The sequence below is a fragment of the Mesorhizobium sp. M0771 genome (assembly GCF_040320155.1).
Taxonomy (GTDB): domain Bacteria; phylum Pseudomonadota; class Alphaproteobacteria; order Rhizobiales; family Rhizobiaceae; genus Mesorhizobium.
In genome coordinates, this window is record NZ_JAMYPC010000001.1 from 214,757 (window position 1) to 233,987 (window position 19,231).

The window sequence follows — 19,231 nt, forward strand, 5'->3', positions numbered from 1 at the left end:
GTCTATTGATCGGGAGTCGCGTGAACAGCCTAATTTTTCGCACTGCGTCATCAGCATGTGGAAAGGCGCTGTCACAAAGATTCATGCATCGCCGGTAAACGATTCACGGCAAAGCATTTTTTCGGATTGTGCTTTGTGGAAAAGTTCAAATTTTATTTTTTTGCTTTGGGCTTTGCCGCAGCCACAGGTGCGGCCTGTCCGGTCAATTCGGCCAGCCTGGCCTCGAGCGCATCGATGCGGGCGGCCAGCCTGGTGTTTTCTTCGCGGGCCTTGGCAGCCATGTCGCGGGCAGCCTCGAACTCCTCGCGCTGCACCACATCCATGGTGTTGAGGATGCGCTCGGCCTGCCCCTTGAAGGCAGTCTCCACCTCGCGGCGCACGCCTTGTGCGGCACCCGCGGCATCGGTCATCAGCTTGGCGAATTCATCGAGAATGCGGTTCGGTCCGGTCGACATGGCAAATCCTCGCTTGCTGGAATTGACGTAGTGGCACTGCCTGCGGAATGCAAGAACGTTGAAGCTGGTGCGGCTTCATGTCGGACGCGATTTGGCTCACGGTCCGGCCGACAGATTGCTATTATCGCAAATGGATTCTTGGAACGACGGTTGCCGTGACGGACAGTGCGGACTTGGAGAAGCGCTTTGCAGCACTCGATGCAGCACTCGCAAAGGGCATTTCGGATGCCAGTGCGGGCCGGGTCTAGCCTGGCGACGAGGTGCTGGACAGGCTTGAAGCCAAATACAGGGCAATGGCAGAGAGAACCAAGTGAAGTTACTGGTCTTCACAGACCAGCGGCCTAGTTTTCCTCACGACTTGCTCCAGGCAAGAGTCACTCTCATTCAGGATCAACCAATGGCAACGCCCCCGCGCCGACCGACCAATCCGATGGAAGCCGCTGAAGCGGCCTTCAAGCCGGTCAAGAAACCCGCGCCTCCCATTCGCGAACCCTCCGCCGCACCAAACGTTCGCGAGCTTGTCTCGATCAGGATCGATCGCGCCGTGCTCGACCATTTCCAGGAAGATGGCCCCGGCTGGCAAGACAGGATCAACGATGCGCTCAGGCAATTGGTCGCCGGCAAGCCGCAGGGTTGAGCCCATTATCTCTGACGATCAGGCTGTCGTCACCTTGCCTTGACCCCGCCAAAACCCTGCCGCATGGTCCGCGCCCTAACGCGAGCCCTCCCAGGAGATCCTGTTGAACGACTATTTCCCGCTGCCGATGGCGTCGCTGTCCTTCCCCAACATCGACCCGATCCTGGTTCAGATCGGCCCGCTGGCTGTGCACTGGTACGGCATCGGCTATATCGTCGGCATCCTGTTCGCCTGGTGGTACGCCAAGCGGCTCGTCACCAACACAAGGCTGTGGCCTGATGGCGTCTTGCCGATGAAGCCGATCGACCTCGACGATTTCATCGTCTGGGCCGCCGTCGGCGTCGTGCTCGGCGGACGCACCGGCTATGTGCTTTTCTACGATTTAAAGCGCTATATCGACCACCCGCTCGACATCTTCGCCGTCTGGCAGGGCGGCATGTCGTTCCATGGCGGCCTGCTTGGCGTCATCCTCGCCATGACGCTGTTTTCCCTCAAGCGCGGCATCCGCACCTGGACGCTGTTCGACGTGGTGGCAGCCGGCGTGCCGGTCGGGCTCGGCCTCGTCCGCATCGCGAACTTCGTCAATGCCGAACTCTGGGGTCGCGTGACCGACGTGTCGTGGGGCGTCGTCTTCTGCAACGAGCGTCTCCAGCAGACCGTGGCGGGTTGTGTCGCGGGCCTGGAGCCTCGCCATCCGAGCCAGCTCTACGAAGCGCTGCTCGAGGGCGCGGTGCTGTTCCTGGTCCTGCGCTTCCTCACCCATTCGCGGCTGAAGCTGAAGACGCCGCGCTTTGTCGGCGGCGCCTTCATTTGCGGCTACGGCCTGTCACGCATTTTCGTCGAGTTCTTCCGCGAGCCCGACCAGCAGCTCGGCTACCTCCTCGGCGGCTGGCTCACCATGGGCATGGTGCTGTCGCTGCCGATGGTGCTGGCCGGCATCTGGGCGATGGCCACAGCCAAACCGGCGCCGCAACCACAGCCGGCATGACACGGCTGAAGACCCGCATCGTCGACCTGATCGGCGCGCTCGGGCCCCTCCCCGTCAACGAGTACATGGCGCTCTGCCTTTTCGATCCCAGCGACGGCTACTACACCACGCGCGAGCCGTTCGGCGCCGCCGGCGACTTCGTCACCGCACCCGAGATCAGCCAGATGTTCGGCGAACTCGTCGCCGTCTGGCTCTATCAGGCCTGGCTGGCGATCGGCCGACCGCTGCCGGTCACCATCGCGGAGATCGGGCCTGGCCGCGGCACGCTGATGAAGGACATGCTTCGCACCCTGACGCGGCTCGATCCGGCTATCGCCGCCGGAGCGTCCTTCGCTCTGGTCGAGACCAGCCCGCGGCTAACCGAAATCCAGAAGCAGACGCTTGCCGAAAGTTCGGTTGAGCTCGGCTGGCACGAAACCATCGCCACGCTACCGCAGGCGCCATTGCTGATCGTCGGCAACGAATTGTTCGATGCCGTGCCGATCCGCCAGTTCATCCGCGCCGGCGCCGGCTGGCGCGAACGGGTGATCGGCCTCGATGTCTCAGACGAGTTGAGCTTCTTCGCCGGCGCCGGCTCGGTCGAGGCGACGCTGCTGCCGGAAGACGCCGCCGAGGCGCCACAAGGCTCTATTTTCGAAATAGCACCGGCCCGCGCGGCACTGATGGCGACCATTGCCGAACGCATAGCCGACCACGGCGGCGCCGGGCTGTTCCCCGATTACGGCCATCTCCAGCCCGGTTTCGGCGACACATTGCAGGCCGTGCGCAGGCACGCCCCCGAAGATGTGCTGGCCAATCCCGGCGAAGCCGATCTCACCGCCCATGTCGACTTCGCTGCACTGGCCGCCGTCGTGCGGGCGCATGGCCTCGATGTGGAATTGGCGACGCAGGGCGACTTTCTGCTTGGCATGGGATTGCTTGAGCGAGCTGGCCAGTTGGGCAGCCAGGCAAGCCAAGAGGCACGACAAACCATTGCCGATGCCGTCGAGCGCCTGGCCGGACCCGACGGCATGGGCACGCTGTTCAAAATCCTGAGAATCCTGCCGCATCAGCCAGTCTGACCCTCAGAGATCGTTACAAGCCGTCCCGCGACGCCGCCTATGGTCGCATGCCTGCTTTTGGCCAATGCAAAGTCGACGCGGCAGCACTGTCGCAATCACTCGGCCGAACTTCGCCTTGACGAAAACGCCGGCGCGGACAACAAACCCATCCATGCTGAATCAGACCAAACCGGATCCTGTTCGCTCGCCGCTGCTGGAAGCGGCCAAGCCGCGAGGTATCCGCCATGGCTATTTCACCCGTATCGGCGGCGTCTCCGGCGGCATCTATCAGGGACTTAACATCGGCACCGGGTCGGATGACGATCAGATGCTGGTCGCCGAGAACCGCCGCCGCGTCGCTGCCTGGATGGGTGTGCCGGCCAGCCATCTCCTGACCGCGCATCAGGTCCACTCGCCCGATGTCGTTATTGCCAGGGAACCCTTTCCCGGCCCGCGGCCCAAGGCCGACGCCATCGTCACCGACCGGCCGGGCATCGCCATCGGGGCCTCGACGGCCGATTGCGGCCCGGTGCTGTTCGCCGATGCGCAAGCGCGCATCATTGGCGCTGCACACGCCGGCTGGAAGGGCGCTTTCACCGGTGTGCTTGAAAACACCATTGCCGCGATGGAAAGCCTCGGCGCCCGCCGTGAGCGCATCATTGCGGTTCTCGGTCCTTCGATCGGCCCCGACAATTACGAGGTCGGGCCGGAATTCGTCGCCCGTTTCGTCGAAGCCGATGCCGAAAACATCGGCTATTTCGCGCCTTCGGCCAATCCGGCGCATGCAATGTTCGATCTCAACCTCTATACGGTCGACCGGCTGAAGAAGGCTGGCGTGACCGCGCAGGGGCTTGGCCGCTGCACCTATGCCGAGGAGGATCTCTTCTTTTCCTACCGGCGCGCGACGCATCGCAAGGAACCGGACTACGGTCGGCAGGTTTCGGCAATTGTTTTGGAGAACGGATAATGGCGCTGCATTTCGAACGGTCGGAATTTGACGCCCGGCGTGACCGGTTGATGATCGAGATGACGGAAAAGAAGCTCGATGCCGTACTGCTTTTCGCCCAGGAGAGCATGTACTGGCTAACCGGCTACGACACGTTCGGCTTCTGTTTCTTCCAGTGCCTGGTTGTGAAGGCTGACGGCTCGATGGTGCTGCTCACCCGCTCGGCCGATTTGCGCCAGGCGCGCCACACATCGATCATCGACAACATCGTGCTGTGGACCGACCGCGACGGCGCCAACCCGGCGGTCGACCTGCGCAACCTGCTCAACGACCTCAATCTCCTCGGCGCCCGCATCGGCGTCGAATACGACACCCATGGCCTGACCGCCTTCAATGGCCGCCGCGTCGACGAGCAGCTGCAGACCTTCGGCCAGATCGCCGACGCCTCCGGTATTGTCGGCCGTCTGCGCCTGTTCAAGAGCCCGGCTGAAATCGCCAAGGCCGAAAAGGCCGCCAACCTTTCCGACGACGCGCTCGACGCAGCCCTGCCGCTGATCAAGCAGGGCGGCGACGAAGCGCTGGTCCTTGCCGCCATGCAGGGCGCGGTGTTTGCCGGCGGCGGCGACTATCCGGCCAATGAATTCATCATCGGCTCGGGCATCGACGCGCTGCTCTGCCGCTACAAGGCCGGGCGCCGCAAGCTGACCAAGAACGATCAGCTGACGCTCGAATGGGCCGGCGTGTTCCATCACTATCACGCGCCGATGATGCGCACCGTGCTGACCGGCAAGGCGTCGAAGCGCCATCAGGAGCTGTTCGACGCCGCCCGCGCGGCTCTTCTGGCGGTCGAGAAGGCGATGACGCCCGGCAACACCTTCGGCGACGTCTTCGACGCGCATGCCCGCACGCTGGAGGCGCACAGCCTGACCAAGCATCGGTTGAACGCCTGCGGCTATTCCGTCGGCGCCCGCTTCACCCCGTCCTGGATGGATATGCCGATGTTCTACCAGGGCAATCCCGAGCCGATCGCGCCCAACATGACATTGTTCGCGCACATGATCATCATGGACTCCGAAACCGAGACGGCGATGACGCTTGGCCGCACCTACCTGACCACCGAATCCCAGCCGAAGCCGCTTTCGCGCCATGATCTCGACTTGATCGTACAGTGAATCCATAATGGTTGGTCCACGCGGGGGCGTTCGCGACTAAGGAGTTTTCGGGCAGATGAGACGATCGCATGTGACGACCGTGTCATTGCTCGCAGCGCTTGTGCTGGCCGCTTGCACCAATGCCAAGGACGTCCTTGAGCCGTCCGCCATCACGCCGCCGGCAGCCTCGGCCCAACCGGCTCAGCCCTTGGCTGCCCCGGGCATCGCGCCCGCCGCCACACCAGCGCCGGCCGTCGGCGCCACGACACCCGCCAACCCCGCGCAGAGCGCCGCCGCTTTGTCGAAGACCCGGCTGCAGATCGCGCCGATCGTCGGCGCCTCCGTGGAAGCGGCAACGCCGCTGACGGCCGAACTGCAGACACGCGCCAAGCAGCGCGGCATCACCCTTGCCGGCAGCGCCGACCAGGCCGCCACCCATGTGCTGAAGGGCTACTTCTCGACCATGACGGAAGGCAAGGATACCACCGTTATCTATGTCTGGGACGTCTATGACCCCGCTGGCAACCGGCTACACCGCATCAATGGCCAGCAGAAGGCGCCCTCGGTCAATGCCGCCGAAGGCTGGCCCGCGGTTGCACCCGCTACCATGCAGGCGATCGCCGACCAGACGATCGACCAGTTCGCGGCCTGGCTCGGCGGCAGCGCCGGCTGATCCGCCTGTTACCGGCTTCCGTTCACTGTTGACGTTTTTGAGATTAGCCGGCGGATTCCCGTCAACGAGGCTTGCAATACCGGCACGGCTCGCTACAAGCCCGATTAAGAGGACCTCCCCATCCTTCGCCAGGAACGGTGCATGAAGCTTTTCGCGGGCAATTCCAACCGGGTGCTGGCCGAAGCGGTCGCCCGCTATCTCAATGTCCCGCTGGGCAAGGCCAGCGTCAGACGCTTCGCCGATCAGGAAATCTTCGTCGAAATCCAGGAAAACGTGCGCGGCGAGGATGTCTTCATCCTGCAGTCGACCTCGTTCCCGACCAACGATCATCTGATGGAACTGCTCATCATGATCGATGCCTTCATGCGCTCCTCGGCCAAGCGCATCACCGCGGTCATCCCCTATTTCGGTTACGCCAGGCAGGATCGCCGGGCCTCGGGCCGCACACCGATCTCGGCCAAGCTGGTCGCCAACATGATCACCCGCGCTGGCGTCGACCGCGTTTTGACGCTCGACCTCCATGCCGGCCAGATCCAGGGTTTTTTCGACATTCCGACCGACAATCTGTTCTCGGTGCCGGTGATGGCCCGCGACGTGAAGGCAAAATACAAACAGCTTGCCAATGTCGTCGTCGTCTCGCCCGATATTGGCGGCGTGGTGCGCGCCCGCGCGCTCGCCAAACGCTTCGACGCACAACTGGCCATCGTCGACAAGCGCCGCGAACGTCCCGGTGAATCCGAAGTGATGAACATCATCGGCGCGGTCGCCGGCAAGGATTGCCTGCTGATCGACGACATCGTCGATTCCGGCGGCACGCTGTGCAACGCCGCCGATGCGCTGCTCGCCAACGGCGCTACCAGCGTCACCGCCTATATCACCCACGGCGTGCTGTCGGGCGGTGCGGTCGCCCGGATCAGCGGCTCGAAGCTGCAGGAACTGGTGATCACCGATTCCATCCAGCCGACGCAAGGCGTGCTCGACGCCCCGAATATCCGCGTCATCTCCATCGCCGACCTGATGGGCGAGGCGATTTCGCGCACAGCGACCGAAGAGTCCGTGTCGAGCCTGTTCGATTAATCCATGTTGCCCAAAAGCGTGCCCACGGGCCTGGCTCGGGGGTAATCTCCTTTTTGGAATCTGCCCCAAACCGTCGTGAAAGGAGCCAGCTGATGCGCAATCGAATCAAGGCTGCAGGCATCGCAGGAATGCTTCTCGCAATCGGCATCGCCAGCGCGGCCTATGCGCCGACAATCGCTCCGGTTTCGACCGCGCAGGCGCAAACGGAATATCTTCCCACCGAAAAGGATTTCATCGGCAAATGGAGCATCGCAGGGTCCGCAATCCGGCCACCGCGTGATCTGAAAGAGCCGGCGAAGCCCGACCAGGAAGCGTCTGCGACCGAATTTCAGCAGACTGTGACCGCCTTTTATGGCGCCTTCGACTATCTGGAGATCACGGCGGACGGCCGCTACAATTTTCACCAACCGGGTGACCCGGCATCGGGGCCTTGCGTCTGGTGCGGGACATGGTCGTTCAAGAACGATTCCCTGTGGCTCGAACTGGACACGGCGCCCAGGCTCGACATCTACGCCGAGGGCGGCGACATGCAGATGACCTACACGGCCGAGCCTGAAGAGACGTCACGATACAAATGGCTTGTTTTCAGCTGGACCAAGGCTGATTGAACTGAGGGGTGAGGCGTTCTCGCGCACGCCAACCGAAGCATCGGTGTCAAGCCCGATCTCCTGAGGCGGGCAGTCAGTCCATGGTTGCATTGTGCGAGGAGTTCACCATGGCCATACTGCCCCTCCAATCAACGGAGGAGTAGCAGATGCGGCGTAGGACTTTGCTCGGGCTCGCGGTTTCCATCGCAGCCACCCTTTCAGCACCGGCGGCCTGGGCCGCCGATTTTCCGGACCGGACCATCACCATGGTTGTCCCCTTTTCCGCCGGTGGCTCGACGGATCTGGTCGCGCGCCTGGTCGCCAACAAGATGTCCGAAAAGCTGGGCCAGCAGATTGTCGTCGAAAATGTCGGCGGCGCCGGGGGCAGCATCGGCGCTGCCCAGGTCGCCCGAGCCGAACCGGACGGCTACACGATCCTGATGGGCACGGTCGCAACCCACGCGCTCAACCCGCTGATCCTGAAGACAAAGCCCTACGATGCGGAGAAGGATTTTGCGCCGATATCGTTGCTCGTGCTGGTGCCAAACGTCCTGGTCGTAAACCCTGAATTCCCCGCCAAGGACGTCAAGGAACTGATCGAGATGCTGAAGAAGGACCCGGACAAATATGCCTACGCCTCATCAGGCAATGGCACCCCGCTGCATCTCTCCGGCGAGCTTTTCAAGACGATGGCCGGCGTCAGTATGCAGCACATTCCCTACAAGGGCGCCGGACCGGCCTTGAACGACGTTATCGGCAATCAGGTGCCGATGATGTTCGACAACCTCCCCTCTTCATCGGGCCATATCAAGAGCGGGACGCTGAGAGCGCTTGGCGTCACCACCAAGGAGCGCGTTCCCTCCTTCCCCGACATACCGGCCATTGCCGAAACCATTCCCGGCTATGAAACCTACAGCTGGAACGCTCTGTTCGCGCCCGCAGGCACGCCGCCGGAGGTCGTCGCCGTTCTTCAGAAGGCGGCAGTTGAAGCCCTGAAAGACCCTGATGTGATCGCCCGCATGGCCCAGTTCAGCGCCTCGATAGTGGCCTCCACCCCGGAAGAGCTTGGAGCGCATGTGAAGGCCGAACTCGCCAAATGGGAACCGATCGTCAAGGCCAGCGGCGTTCAGCTGGACTAGGGCCTACGACAAAGTGCTGCGGGCTTTTTCCTGGCGCTACGGCGCCGGGGCCTCAAGTCGAGGCTGAGCCCGCCGCATGCCTTCGTCGCGGGCGCCGCGCATATAGCCGCGCGGCGAGGCCCCGAGCATGCGCTTGAACATGGTTATGAATGCCGGCACGCTGTCATAACCGAGGTCGAGCGCCACCCTGGTGATCGGCTCGCCATCGGCGAGCCTGGGAAGTGCCGCAAACAGGCAGGCCTGCTGGCGCCAAGTCGACAAGGACAGTCCGGTCTGGCGCTGGAAGGCGCGGGTGAAGGAGCGCCGGCTCATCCCCGCGGCATCGGCCCACTCGTCGATCGTGGCATGCGGCGACGGTGCCGCCACGAAGCGTCGGCAGAGCGCCGCCAGCCTGGGATCAGACGGGAACGGCAGGCCGAGCGGCCGTTCCGGCAAGGTCGGGATCTCGTGCAGCAAGAGGTTCATGATCAACCCGCCGCGGCCTTCCAGTTCGCCACCTTGCGGCAGCTTTTCCGATTCTACGATCAGGCTGTGCATCAGCTCGGTGACGCCGACGACACGCAAGCCTTCCGGCAGGCCGGGGATAGCGCCCGGCATGACATAGACCGAGCGCATCGAGACGTCGCCCAGCATTTCGACAGAATGCTCGGTGCCGGCCGGTATCCACATTGCGTGGTCGGGCGGCACCATCCAGCGCCCGTACCTGGTCGTCACCAGCACGACACCGACCAGCGCATGCAGCAGTTGGCTGCGGCTGTGGCGGTGTTGCGGCACGAGGTAACCGTCCGGATATTCGGTCGGCAAAGCCACCGCCGGCCCGGAAACCTCCTCCAGCCACTGCCAGCGGCTTTCGTGCAATCGGCCGAGATCGGCATTGCCGGCGCGGAAGATGTCCCTGCCATGTGGCATCGGCTATGGCCCACTTGCGAAACTATTGGACCAAACCACGAAAGAAGTCGCCTCGCAAGCGGCTTATAAGGCAGCCATCCCCAAGGCGCTCCGCAGGGGCGTCGCCCAAGCGCTTCAGACGAGCGTCCTTAAGGCGGTCCGCGGGAGCGGCCGCCAAGCCTGCCCGCGGGCAAACACCCGCCAAAAAGACCTCGGAGCCTGCCTTGACCGATACGACAGCCACCAGCATTGCACCGCAGCCAAGCGCCAGCCTCCCTTCAGCCCAGGCGACCGCCTTCACCGTCATTCTGGCGGTGAGCTTTTGCCACGGCATCAACGACATCATGCAATCGCTGCTGCCGGCGATCTATCCGCTGCTGAAAGAGAATTACGGTCTCGATTTCTGGCAGATCGGTCTTCTGACCTTCACCTTCCAGGTCACGGCGTCGCTGCTGCAGCCGGTCATCGGCATGATCACCGACAAGCGGCCAATGCCCTATTCGCTGCCCTACGGCATGGCGTCCTCGCTGATTGGCCTGATCGTTCTGGCCTATGCCGGCCACTATGCGCTGCTTCTGGTCGGCGCCTCGCTGATCGGAATCGGCTCGGCGATCTTCCATCCGGAATCCTCGCGCATTGCCCGCTTTGCCTCCGGCGGCCGCTTTGGCCTGGCGCAATCTTTGTTCCAGGTCGGCGGCAATTTCGGCCAGTCGATGGGGCCGCTGCTCGCTGCCTTCATCGTTGTGCCCTTCGGCCAGACCAGCATTTCATGGTTCGCCGTCGGGTCTCTGATCGGCATCATCGTTTTGTCGCGGGTCGGCGGCTGGTACAGCCGGATGCGCGCCGCGCAGGGCAATCGCAAGGCGGCAAGCTTCGTCTCCCCCTTCCCGCGCAAGAAGGTGATGGGAGCGCTGGCGGTGCTGACGCTGCTGGTGCTGACCAAGAACGCCTACATCGCCTCGCTCTCCAGCTACTACACCTTTTATTCCATCCATAAGTTCGGCGTGTCGGTGCAGATGAGCCAGGTCATGCTGTTCCTGTTCCTCGGCGCCTCGGCGCTGGGCATCCTGCTCGGCGGACCGTTCGGCGACCGCTACGGCCAGAAGGCGATGATCTGGTTCTCGATCGTCGGCGTGCTGCCGTTCACGCTGGCGCTGCCCTACGCCAATTTCGAATGGACGATGGTGCTGACGGTGCTGATCGGCCTGATCCTGTCCTCGGCCTTCTCCAACATCGTCGTGTTTGCGCAGGAGTTGGTGCCGGGACGTGTCGGCACCATCGCCGGGATCTTCTTCGGCTTCGCCTTCGGCATGGGCGGCATTGCAGCCGCCGTGCTCGGCGTCGTCGCCGACATGAAGGGCATCGATTTCGTCTTCCAGATCTGCTCGTATCTGCCGCTGCTCGGCCTGCTGACGGTGTTCCTGCCCAACATGAAGGAAGCCAGGAAGGCGCAAGCGGCGGCCAGATAAAACCGGTCGATTTTGCGGATTTGACGCAGGGCGCGGCATTGCTGCGCCCTCTGTGATTCTTTCACCATGCGCTGGTTGAAAAGCCTGCTAGAGATAGTCATCAACGAAGGCTTGGGGCCTTCGACGTCTCTGGGGGATGACATGCGCAAGATCGTATTGGCCGTATTGGGTGTGCTTCTTGTTACCTTGCCGGCGACGGCACGCATCGTTCCCTTTCCGCCGGGTTTCAAGACGCAGTCCGTCGAAACCAACGGCACCAAACTCTATGTGCGCGTTGGCGGCAAGGGTCCCGCCGTCGTGCTGCTGCACGGCTTTGCCGATACCGGAGACATGTGGGGCGCCGCGGCCATCGCCCTCGCAAAGGACCACACCGTCATCGTGCCGGACCTGCGCGGCATGGGTCTGTCGGCCCACCCGGAAGCGGGCTACGCCAAGAAGAACCAGGCCGTCGACATCGCCGGCGTGTTGGATGCCCTGAAGATCGACAAGGCAGATCTCGTCACCCACGACATCGGCAACATGGTCGGCTATGCGCTCGCCGCTCAGTATCCCAAGCGCATCACCAAATGGGTTATCATCGACGCGCCGCTGCCCGGCATAGGCGACTGGGAAAAGATCAAGCAAAGCCCGCTGCTTTGGCACTTCAACTTCCGCGGCCCTGATATGGAGCGGCTGGTCGCGGGGCGCGAGCGCATCTATCTCGACCGCTTCTACAACGAGCTGTCGGCTGACCCCAAGAAGATCGACGAGGCGACGCGCAGGCACTACGCCAAACTCTATGCCCGCCCGCATGCGATGCATGACGCTTTCGAGCAGTTCAAGGCGTTTGACCAGGACGCGATCGACAACCAGGCGATGCTTGCCGCCGGCGGCAAACTGACCATGCCGCTACTGGCTGTCGGCGGTGAAAAATCCGCTGGCACTACGCAGGCCGATCTCCTGCGGCTTGTTGCGACCGATGTAACGGGCGGCATCGTGCCCGCTTCCGGACACTGGATCATGGAGGAAAACCCCGACGACACCGTCAAACTGATCACTGGTTTTCTCGATAAATAGGCACTGTCCCGCTGACATTTCGACGAAAGCAAATGCACCCGCCTGACGGCGGCTGCATTTGCCTATCCGCCTGGACGATTCTAGGCCTTGAAGAACGCCAGCAGGTCGGCATTGATGACATCGGCATGGGTCGTCGCCATGCCGTGCGGGAAGCCCTTGTAGACCTTGAGCTCGCCCTTTTTGAGCAGCTTGACAGCCAGCAGCGCGGAGTCGGCGATCGGAACGATCTGGTCGTCGTCGCCATGCATCACCAGCACCGGCACCTCGATGGCCTTCAGATCGTCGGTGAAGTCGGTTTCCGAGAACGCCTTGATGCAATCATAATGCGCCTTGGTGCCGCCCATCATGCCCTGGCGCCACCAATTCTCGACGACAGCCTGCGACACCTGGGCGCCGGGGCGATTGAAGCCGTAGAACGGGCCGGCCGCGACGTCGTGGAAAAACTGGGCGCGGTTGGCTGCCTGGGCGGAGCGGAAACCGTCGAACACCTCGATCGGCAGGCCGCCGGGATTGGACGCCGTCTTCAGCATGATCGGCGGCACCGCGCCGAGCAATGCGGCCTTGGCGACACGGCCGCCGGAGCCGTACTTCGCGACATAACGGGCCACTTCGCCGCCACCGGTGGAATGGCCGACATGGATGGCGTTCTTGAGGTCGAGATGCGCTGCAAGCTCCGCGACATCGGCGGCGTAGGTGTCCATCTCGTTGCCGGTATCGGTCTGGGTCGAGCGGCCATGGCCGCGCCGGTCATGGGCAATGACGCGGTAGCCCTTGGACAGGAAGAACAGCATCTGGGCGTCCCAGTCGTCGCTGCTCAGCGGCCAGCCGTGATGGAAGACGATGGGTTGTCCCGTTCCCCAATCCTTGTAGAAAATTTCGGTGCCATCCTTGGTGGTGATCGTGCTGCTGCCGGGCTTGGTCATCTCGCTCTCCATTGATTGCTTCCGCGATAATCAATATCGCGATAACCATACGACTAGCGCAGGTCCAAATCCTTGTCTACAGAAAATATGTATCGCGATATCATTTTTCGTGGTACATATTGATGTGCTCAGTCGGCTAAAGGAATGCCTCGTGCCTCTCCCGTTGGACAACCAGCTCTGCTTCACGCTTTACGCCACCAGCATAGCAATCAATCGCACCTACAAGCCCATGCTGGACGAGATGGGCATCACTTATCCGCAATATCTCGTGCTGAACGCACTTGCCGAAGCCCGCGGGATGTCGGTCGGCTCGATTGCGCACAGGCTCGCTTTGGAATCGAGCACCATCACGCCGCTGGTGAAGCGCATGGAACAGGCCGGTCTCGTCACCCGCCAGCGCAGCCAGACGGACGAGCGCCAAGTGCAGGTCGACCTGACGCCTGCCGGCCGCGCGCTGCTCGTCCAGTGCAACTGCCTCAACGAAACCCTGATCGAACGCTCGGGCATGACGATGGCTGATCTCGATGCCTTGAATCGGCGGATCCAAGCGCTGCGCGAAGCGTTGAGCAGCAAGCCGGACTAGCTGCCCTACAAACACGCCAGGCTTAATCCTTGCCGGCCAGCCAGCGCACGACGTTGCCCATCAGCTTGCCGTAGAGCGGCCATCCCAAAAAGTCCTGCGACAGCCAGTGTGGGCCGATGTCGGTCGCCCACGCGACGGTGCGGCCACGGCCATGCTCACGAACCGCAAGCAGCGGCCAGTCCGTGCCGCGATAATGGCAGGTCGCCAGAAGCTGGGACGAGCCGTCGCGCCTAAAATCGAGTTTGTTCATGCCGAGGATCGGCGGCAACGGACCCGCGACACCGGCAAGGATCGGATGCGACGCCTGAAGGATCGACGGCTGCAGGCCTTGCGGCACTTCCAGCCCGTCCGAGAATGGCAGGCAGCGCACGGGCAGCACGTCCTCGACCGGGGTGTCGTGGAAACGCGCCGTGCCGAACATGCCTTGGAACCCCATATAGCCGCCGGCCAGCATCAGCCCGCCGCCGCCTTCGACATAGGCCTTGAGGACGTCGAGGCGGTTGACGCCGATGCGCCCGGCGCGGGCCTCCGGCGTGACCAGCAAGGTCAGCGCGCCGACATCGGAGATCACCACCGCCTGGTATTCGGCCAGCGCGTCGAGGTCATACGGAAATTCGGCCGCACAGCGATCGCCACCGATCTGCGTCACCGCTATGCCCTCTGCGGCAAGGGCGGCATTGAAGGCCGTCGCGCCATTCACCCATGTCGCACTTGTCAGAACGTCGCCGCCGGCAGCGACCGACGTCGTCGCCGCGAAGGTCTCGCCTGCCAGCAAGAGTTTCATCGTCGCCCTCACGCTTTTCGACTGACAATTGAACGAGCGGGCGCCGGCTTGAACCGGCGCCCGCCGGGCCTTGGGAGGCTTAGAACTTAAACTCGGCCAGGTTTTCCGGCGTCACGATCTTGGCCGGGCCAAGGATCAGTTCGCCGCTGGCCCCGATCGTGTATTCGCCGAGCCTGCCCGCCGTGAACTTCTCACCTTCCTTGCCGGTGATCTTGCACTGCGCTAGCGCCTGGGCCGCCTGATAGGACAGGTAGCCGAGATCGGTGACATTCCACCAGATATCCTGGGCAGCGCCATCCTTGATGTATTTCGAAATCAAAGTGGCCGGCGCAAGGCCGGTCAGCTTGACCTTGCCGATCATACCGGCTTCCTCGAGTGCGCGCGCGGCCGCCGGAAGGCCAATGCCTGCCGGCACGATGATCACCTTGAGATCCGGAAACGCCTGCACCAGCGCCAAGGCCTGCTGCTGGTTGACCTGCTCGCTCTCCTCGCCATAGGCGACCTGCACCAGTTTCATCTTGGCGTATTTCGGCTCTGCCGCCATCTTCGCCTTCATGAAGTCGATCCAGGCGTTCTGGTTGGTCGCCGTCGGCGTCGACGACAGGATGGCGAACTCGCCTTCGCCGCCGCTGAGGTTGAATGCGCTTTCCAGCATCATTTCGGCCAGACTGTCGCCCTTCACCTGGTTCACGAACACCGCGCGCGCATCGGCCGCGACGTCGGAATCGTACGATATCACCCGGACGCCTTGCTGAACGGCGCGCTTCAGCGCAGGCGCAACCGCATTGGCGTCGTTGCCGGCGATAGCGATGACCCCGACCTTCTGCGACACAAGGCTGTTGATGAATTCGATCTGTGCCTCGGCCGTCGCCTGCGACGGGGCGACCTGGGTGGCGGTGCCGCCAATTTCCTTCGCAGCCTCCTCGGCGCCGCCGAAAGCCACCTTGAAGTAGGGATCGGTGTCGAGCTTGGGCAGGAAGCCGACCGTTACAGGTTCCTTGGCGCATTCCTGGCTGTATGCCAGCGAGGCCGGCGCAAGCAGAACCGCGGATGCGAGCAGGGCTATTCTAAACGCTTTCATTGTGTCTCCTCCGTCAGAATTCGGGCTTGAAGAAAGGGGCCCGAGATCACCCCTTGGTTTCGCGCAGGACGCGCGATCTTGACAGCCGCTCCTCCAGGGAGCGCCAGTAATTGCCGACCAGCAGCGAGCCGATCAGAAGCAGGCCGATGATCATGCCTTGAGCGTCGCCGCCGATCTGGTTGAGCGCCAGCACATTTCGGATGATGGCGATCAACAGCAGCGCCAGCATGACCCCCGTGAGCCGCCCCTTACCACCGAAGACGCTGACGCCGCCGAGCAGCACGATGGTGATGACATCGAGCTCCATGCCGAGCGCATTGTTGGCGCGGGCGTTGGAGAGGCGCGCGGTATAGACGATGCCGGCGATGGCCGCGACCATGCCCGAAACGACGAACAGCTTCAGCACCATTTTGCGCGTATCGATGCCGGAATAACGCGCCACTTCGGGGCTGCCGCCGAGCGCATAGATGCGCTTGCCGGTCGGCGTCTTCTGCAGCACCACCGCGAAGATCGGCGCCAGCAGCAGGAACGGCACGATGGTCCACGGGATTTGTGTGCCCGGCAGATTGTTGATGCCGAAATCGACGACCGCCGGCGGCAATATGTTGACCGAACCGGTGCCGAGCAGGATGTAGCCAATGCCCCGATAGAGCGCCATGGTGCCGAGCGTCACCACCAGCGACTGCAGCCCCAGCCCTGAAACCAGATAGCCATTGAAGGCGCCGAGCAGGCCGCCGAAGACCAGCGTCAGCGGAATGGCCGCCAGCGTCGGCACGCCGCCCTGGACGAGCAGGCCAAACACCACGGATGTCAGCGCCAGCACAGAGGCGATCGACAGATCGATCTCGCGGGTGATGATGAGCAGCGTCATCGGCAGGATCAGCAACGCCTTTTCCGAGGCGCTCGCCGCCAGTTGAGAAAGGTTAAAGCCGGAAACGAAATTCGGCACGAAGACCGCCGCATAGATAAAGACGGCGAGGCAGGCGGTCGCCAGCAGCAGATCCCAGAAGTCGATCGAGCGGATAAACTTTCTCATCTCGCCCTCGCCTGTCTTGCCTGTTCGGCACGCCGCACGATGAAGGTGTCGATGCCGATGGCAACCAGGATCACCAGGCCATAGACGCCCTGCAACCAGAGCGGGTCGACACGCACCAGCGTCAGCCCGTTCTTGATGACCAAGAGCGTGAGCGCGCCGAGAATGATGCCGAGCAGCGTGCCCGAACCGCCACGGATGGCGACGCCGCCGACCACGGCGGAGGCGATCACGGTGAGCTCGAAGCCGAGCGCGACGCGGGCATCGATGGTGGCATAGCGCGATGCCCACAGCGCCCCGCACAGGCCGCCGAGCAAGCCGGCCATGCCGAAGGCCAGCAGGATGCGCCGGTCGACCGGAATGCCGATCAGCCGTGCGCCGTCCGGGTTGGAGCCGGTGGCAAACAGCTCGCGTCCGGTTGCGGTGCGATAGAGCAGCACATAGCCGGCGCACAGGATGAGAATGGCGATGACGACGATCAGCGGCACGCCGGCGATCTTCAGCCCGGTCATGTCGAGCCAGGCTTGCGTGACTTCGTCGGCGCTGACCTGGTCGCCCGCCGCCCAGATCGAGTTGAAGCCGCGGAAGATCGACATCGAAGCCAGCGTAACGACGATGGCCGGGATCTTTCCCCTGGTAACGACAAGGCCGTTGAGCAGTCCGGCAAAGCCGCCGACCGCGCAGGCGGTGATCAGGCCGATGCCGATGTCCAATCCGGGATAGGCCTGAACCATGCTGGCCGCCATATAGGCGGAGAGGCCGATCACAGCTGCGATCGACAGGTCGATGTTGCGGGTGATCAGCACCAGCATCTGCGCCAGTGCGGCGACAATCAGCAAGGCCGCGTCCATCGACACAGCGGTGAGGTTCGCCGCGCTCACCATGCGCGGGTTGATGATGGTGACCGGAATGGCGACGGCGAGCATCGCCGCAAGCAGGCCGAATTCCCGCCGCTTCAGAAAATCGAACGGTCCTTTTGCCTTTTCCTCCTCGGCGGCGCGTTCTATCTGCGCTGCCTGGCCGGCACGTTCATCGGTCCTGGTCGCCGCTTCCAGTACCTTTTCCTGCGTGGCTTGTCCGCGCGAAAACTCAGCAGTCTGGCGGCCTTCGCGCAGCACGATAATGCGGTCGCACATGCCGATCAGCTCGGGCATCTCTGACGAGATCAGCAGGATCGCCATGCCTTGCGCGGCAAGGTCAACGATCATTGCATGCACTTCCGCCTTGGTACCGACATCGATGCCTTGCGTCGGCTCGTCGAGGATGAGCACGCGCGGCTCGGTGCGCAGCCATTTGGCCAGCACCACCTTCTGCTGGTTGCCGCCGGATAACTCTTTCACCGGCTGCCCATAGCCGGAAAAGCGCAGCTTCATGCGCTTCAGCCAGTCCGCCACCAGACCGATGGCGCGGTCGGTGCCGTAGAGACCGCGTTGTGCGGCCTTGTCGAGAACAGGTAGCACCGCATTGTCGAGGATGGAGAAATCCATCACCAGGCTCTGGCCCATGCGATCTTCCGACACATAGGCGATGCGCGCATCCATGGCGTCGCGCGCCGAGGCGAACTGCACGGGCTTGCCGTCGATCAGGATTTCGCCGGCGTCGGGCCGGTCGATACCGAACAGCACGCGCGCAATCTCGGTGCGTCCGCTGCCGACCAGACCGCCAAGGCCGAGCACCTCACCTGCGTGAAGCTTGAGGTCGATGCCGGTAAAGCCGCCGGCGCGCGAAAGTCCCTTCCCCTCCAGCACCAGCGCGCCTGAGGCATGGCGCCGTTCGGGATAGAGGTCGGTGACTTCACGCCCGACCATCATGCTGATGGCGGCAGCGCGGCCAAGCTCGGCCTTCGGCTTGACGCCGATCAGGCGCCCGTCACGCAGCACGGCGATGCGGTCGGCGATGCGGAAGATTTCATCCATGCGGTGGCCGACGAACATCATCGCCACGCCATGCAGCCTGAGATCGGCAACGACGGAAAACAGCCGCTCGACCTCGCGCTGTGACAGCGCCGCCGTGGGCTCGTCCATGATCAGCACGCGGGCATCCAGCGACAGCGCGCGGGCGATCTCGACCAGTTGTTGTTCAGAGGTACGCAGTGTTCCCAGCCGCGTTGCCGCCGGCACGTCGAGCCCGACGGTAGCCAGCACCTTGCGGGCGCCGGCCAGCATGGCGGCATTGTCGATGCCGCCAAAGCGGTCGCGCGGCATGTGGCCGAGATAGATGTTCTCCGCCACCGACAGATCGGGAAACAGGCCAGGATGCTGGTGCATGACCGCAATGCCGGCCGCCTGCGCGTCATGCGGCGAATGGAAGACGGCTGATTTGCCGTCAACCTCGACATGACCGCTGGTGGGAGAATGCACACCGGCCAGAAGCTTCACGCAGGTGCTCTTGCCGGCGCCGTTTTCGCCAAGCAGCGCCAGCACCTCGCCGGAGCGCAATTCGAAGGAGGCGTCCTTGAGCGCAATCGTGCCGCCGAAAGCCTTCGTCGCCTGAACCAGGGCAACAGGAACAGCCCGCACCACCGCAGCGTCGGCTTCGCTTTGTGTGCCCGAGTGCAGCACGTCTCCTCCTTGACTAGTTATTTTTTCAATTTGCTATATTAAATAGCGCAAAGGCGCAACGGCAAAATTGACTTCCATGGTTCCGACGCGCACTGTCGCCTCTCGCACAGGCATCGCAGGATGCTTCGGCCGAAGGTGGTTTCGGCCTCTTGCGGTAAGA

Annotated in this window: 20 protein-coding genes; 13 read left to right on the forward strand and 7 right to left on the reverse strand. The window is 63.1% G+C overall.

What is annotated here, in order from left to right; all coding sequences use genetic code 11:
• Nucleotides 1-152: 152 nt before the first annotated feature.
• Entirely contained in the window at nt 153-455 is a 303-nt protein-coding gene (locus NKI05_RS01025; RefSeq protein WP_023672029.1) for an accessory factor UbiK family protein, read from the reverse strand.
• Nucleotides 456-532: 77 nt separating this feature from the next.
• On the opposite strand from NKI05_RS01025, the gene NKI05_RS01030 reads away from it, so the two are divergent.
• From NKI05_RS01030 to NKI05_RS01075, 10 genes are all read left to right on the forward strand, one after another.
• Nucleotides 533-703, forward strand: coding sequence for a hypothetical protein (locus NKI05_RS01030; RefSeq protein ID WP_023683721.1), 171 nt, complete (start codon nt 533-535; stop codon nt 701-703).
• A gap of 149 nt (nt 704-852) precedes the next feature.
• Nucleotides 853-1,092, forward strand: coding sequence for a BrnA antitoxin family protein (locus NKI05_RS01035; protein ID WP_023683720.1), 240 nt, complete (start codon nt 853-855; stop codon nt 1,090-1,092).
• Nucleotides 1,093-1,195: 103 nt separating this feature from the next.
• Entirely contained in the window at nt 1,196-2,080 is an 885-nt protein-coding gene (gene lgt, locus NKI05_RS01040; protein WP_023672032.1) for a prolipoprotein diacylglyceryl transferase, read from the forward strand.
• Nucleotides 2,077-3,141 (forward strand): class I SAM-dependent methyltransferase, encoded by a 1,065-nt coding sequence (locus tag NKI05_RS01045; protein ID WP_031192989.1) that lies wholly within the window; start codon nt 2,077-2,079, stop codon nt 3,139-3,141. Before lgt ends, NKI05_RS01045 begins: the two co-directional genes overlap by 4 nt.
• Nucleotides 3,142-3,292: 151 nt before the next feature.
• Nucleotides 3,293-4,087 (forward strand): peptidoglycan editing factor PgeF, encoded by a 795-nt coding sequence (gene pgeF, locus NKI05_RS01050; RefSeq protein WP_023695793.1) that lies wholly within the window; start codon nt 3,293-3,295, stop codon nt 4,085-4,087.
• Nucleotides 4,087-5,238: a M24 family metallopeptidase gene (locus NKI05_RS01055; protein WP_352792143.1), complete on the forward strand. Its 1,152-nt coding sequence runs from the start codon at nt 4,087-4,089 to the stop codon at nt 5,236-5,238. The genes pgeF and NKI05_RS01055 overlap by 1 nt, the downstream gene beginning before the upstream one ends.
• 55 nt (nt 5,239-5,293) lie before the next feature.
• Complete coding sequence (locus NKI05_RS01060; protein WP_023686118.1) at nt 5,294-5,890, forward strand: hypothetical protein; 597 nt, start codon at nt 5,294-5,296, stop codon at nt 5,888-5,890.
• A gap of 141 nt (nt 5,891-6,031) precedes the next feature.
• Nucleotides 6,032-6,967 carry a ribose-phosphate pyrophosphokinase gene (locus tag NKI05_RS01065; protein ID WP_023686119.1) on the forward strand — a complete coding sequence of 312 codons (936 nt, stop codon included), beginning with the start codon at nt 6,032-6,034 and terminating at the stop codon, nt 6,965-6,967.
• 92 nt (nt 6,968-7,059) lie between these two features.
• Nucleotides 7,060-7,575: a hypothetical protein gene (locus NKI05_RS01070; RefSeq protein ID WP_023686120.1), complete on the forward strand. Its 516-nt coding sequence runs from the start codon at nt 7,060-7,062 to the stop codon at nt 7,573-7,575.
• A gap of 146 nt (nt 7,576-7,721) precedes the next feature.
• Complete coding sequence (locus NKI05_RS01075; RefSeq protein ID WP_023691573.1) at nt 7,722-8,693, forward strand: Bug family tripartite tricarboxylate transporter substrate binding protein; 972 nt, start codon at nt 7,722-7,724, stop codon at nt 8,691-8,693.
• Between the two features lie 36 nt (nt 8,694-8,729).
• Here NKI05_RS01075 and NKI05_RS01080 read toward each other — a convergent pair whose 3' ends face one another.
• Nucleotides 8,730-9,602, reverse strand: coding sequence for an AraC family transcriptional regulator (locus NKI05_RS01080; protein WP_023711149.1), 873 nt, complete (start codon nt 9,600-9,602; stop codon nt 8,730-8,732).
• 203 nt (nt 9,603-9,805) lie between these two features.
• Here NKI05_RS01080 and NKI05_RS01085 point away from each other — a divergent pair, with 203 nt between their 5' ends.
• Nucleotides 9,806-11,050 (forward strand): MFS transporter, encoded by a 1,245-nt coding sequence (locus NKI05_RS01085; RefSeq protein WP_023670046.1) that lies wholly within the window; start codon nt 9,806-9,808, stop codon nt 11,048-11,050.
• Between the two features lie 141 nt (nt 11,051-11,191).
• Complete coding sequence (locus NKI05_RS01090; protein WP_023705901.1) at nt 11,192-12,106, forward strand: alpha/beta fold hydrolase; 915 nt, start codon at nt 11,192-11,194, stop codon at nt 12,104-12,106.
• A gap of 80 nt (nt 12,107-12,186) precedes the next feature.
• Here NKI05_RS01090 and NKI05_RS01095 read toward each other — a convergent pair whose 3' ends face one another.
• A complete protein-coding gene (locus NKI05_RS01095; RefSeq protein WP_155929564.1) occupies nt 12,187-13,029 on the reverse strand; it encodes an alpha/beta fold hydrolase in 843 nt (280 codons plus the stop codon).
• A gap of 151 nt (nt 13,030-13,180) precedes the next feature.
• Here NKI05_RS01095 and NKI05_RS01100 point away from each other — a divergent pair, with 151 nt between their 5' ends.
• Nucleotides 13,181-13,612 (forward strand): MarR family winged helix-turn-helix transcriptional regulator, encoded by a 432-nt coding sequence (locus NKI05_RS01100; protein WP_023705903.1) that lies wholly within the window; start codon nt 13,181-13,183, stop codon nt 13,610-13,612.
• Nucleotides 13,613-13,634: 22 nt separating this feature from the next.
• On the opposite strand, the gene NKI05_RS01105 is transcribed toward NKI05_RS01100, so the two are convergent.
• The 4 genes from NKI05_RS01105 to NKI05_RS01120 form a co-directional block, all read right to left on the reverse strand.
• Complete coding sequence (locus NKI05_RS01105; protein WP_023695801.1) at nt 13,635-14,396, reverse strand: glutamine amidotransferase; 762 nt, start codon at nt 14,394-14,396, stop codon at nt 13,635-13,637.
• A 79-nt stretch (nt 14,397-14,475) separates the two neighbouring features.
• Complete coding sequence (locus NKI05_RS01110; protein ID WP_023695802.1) at nt 14,476-15,477, reverse strand: rhamnose ABC transporter substrate-binding protein; 1,002 nt, start codon at nt 15,475-15,477, stop codon at nt 14,476-14,478.
• Nucleotides 15,478-15,523: 46 nt separating this feature from the next.
• On the reverse strand, nt 15,524-16,513 hold the full coding sequence (locus NKI05_RS01115) for an ABC transporter permease (protein WP_023814995.1): 990 nt from the start codon (nt 16,511-16,513) through the stop codon (nt 15,524-15,526).
• The gene (locus NKI05_RS01120; protein ID WP_023814994.1) at nt 16,510-19,071 is read right to left on the reverse strand and encodes an ATP-binding cassette domain-containing protein; all 2,562 of its coding nucleotides are present in this window, start codon (nt 19,069-19,071) and stop codon (nt 16,510-16,512) included. The genes NKI05_RS01115 and NKI05_RS01120 overlap by 4 nt, the downstream gene beginning before the upstream one ends.
• Nucleotides 19,072-19,231 lie beyond the last annotated feature (160 nt).

Coding starts and splice junctions, on each gene's coding strand:
- NKI05_RS01025 (WP_023672029.1), bottom strand. CDS start 455: ATGTCGACCGGACCGAACCGCATTCTCGATGAATTCGCCAAGCTGATG.
- NKI05_RS01030 (WP_023683721.1), top strand. CDS start 533: ATGTCGGACGCGATTTGGCTCACGGTCCGGCCGACAGATTGCTATTAT.
- NKI05_RS01035 (WP_023683720.1), top strand. CDS start 853: ATGGCAACGCCCCCGCGCCGACCGACCAATCCGATGGAAGCCGCTGAA.
- NKI05_RS01045 (WP_031192989.1), top strand. CDS start 2,077: ATGACACGGCTGAAGACCCGCATCGTCGACCTGATCGGCGCGCTCGGG.
- pgeF (WP_023695793.1), top strand. CDS start 3,293: ATGCTGAATCAGACCAAACCGGATCCTGTTCGCTCGCCGCTGCTGGAA.
- NKI05_RS01055 (WP_352792143.1), top strand. CDS start 4,087: ATGGCGCTGCATTTCGAACGGTCGGAATTTGACGCCCGGCGTGACCGG.
- NKI05_RS01060 (WP_023686118.1), top strand. CDS start 5,294: ATGAGACGATCGCATGTGACGACCGTGTCATTGCTCGCAGCGCTTGTG.
- NKI05_RS01065 (WP_023686119.1), top strand. CDS start 6,032: ATGAAGCTTTTCGCGGGCAATTCCAACCGGGTGCTGGCCGAAGCGGTC.
- NKI05_RS01070 (WP_023686120.1), top strand. CDS start 7,060: ATGCGCAATCGAATCAAGGCTGCAGGCATCGCAGGAATGCTTCTCGCA.
- NKI05_RS01075 (WP_023691573.1), top strand. CDS start 7,722: ATGCGGCGTAGGACTTTGCTCGGGCTCGCGGTTTCCATCGCAGCCACC.
- NKI05_RS01080 (WP_023711149.1), bottom strand. CDS start 9,602: ATGCCACATGGCAGGGACATCTTCCGCGCCGGCAATGCCGATCTCGGC.
- NKI05_RS01090 (WP_023705901.1), top strand. CDS start 11,192: ATGCGCAAGATCGTATTGGCCGTATTGGGTGTGCTTCTTGTTACCTTG.
- NKI05_RS01095 (WP_155929564.1), bottom strand. CDS start 13,029: ATGACCAAGCCCGGCAGCAGCACGATCACCACCAAGGATGGCACCGAA.
- NKI05_RS01105 (WP_023695801.1), bottom strand. CDS start 14,396: ATGAAACTCTTGCTGGCAGGCGAGACCTTCGCGGCGACGACGTCGGTC.
- NKI05_RS01110 (WP_023695802.1), bottom strand. CDS start 15,477: ATGAAAGCGTTTAGAATAGCCCTGCTCGCATCCGCGGTTCTGCTTGCG.
- NKI05_RS01115 (WP_023814995.1), bottom strand. CDS start 16,513: ATGAGAAAGTTTATCCGCTCGATCGACTTCTGGGATCTGCTGCTGGCG.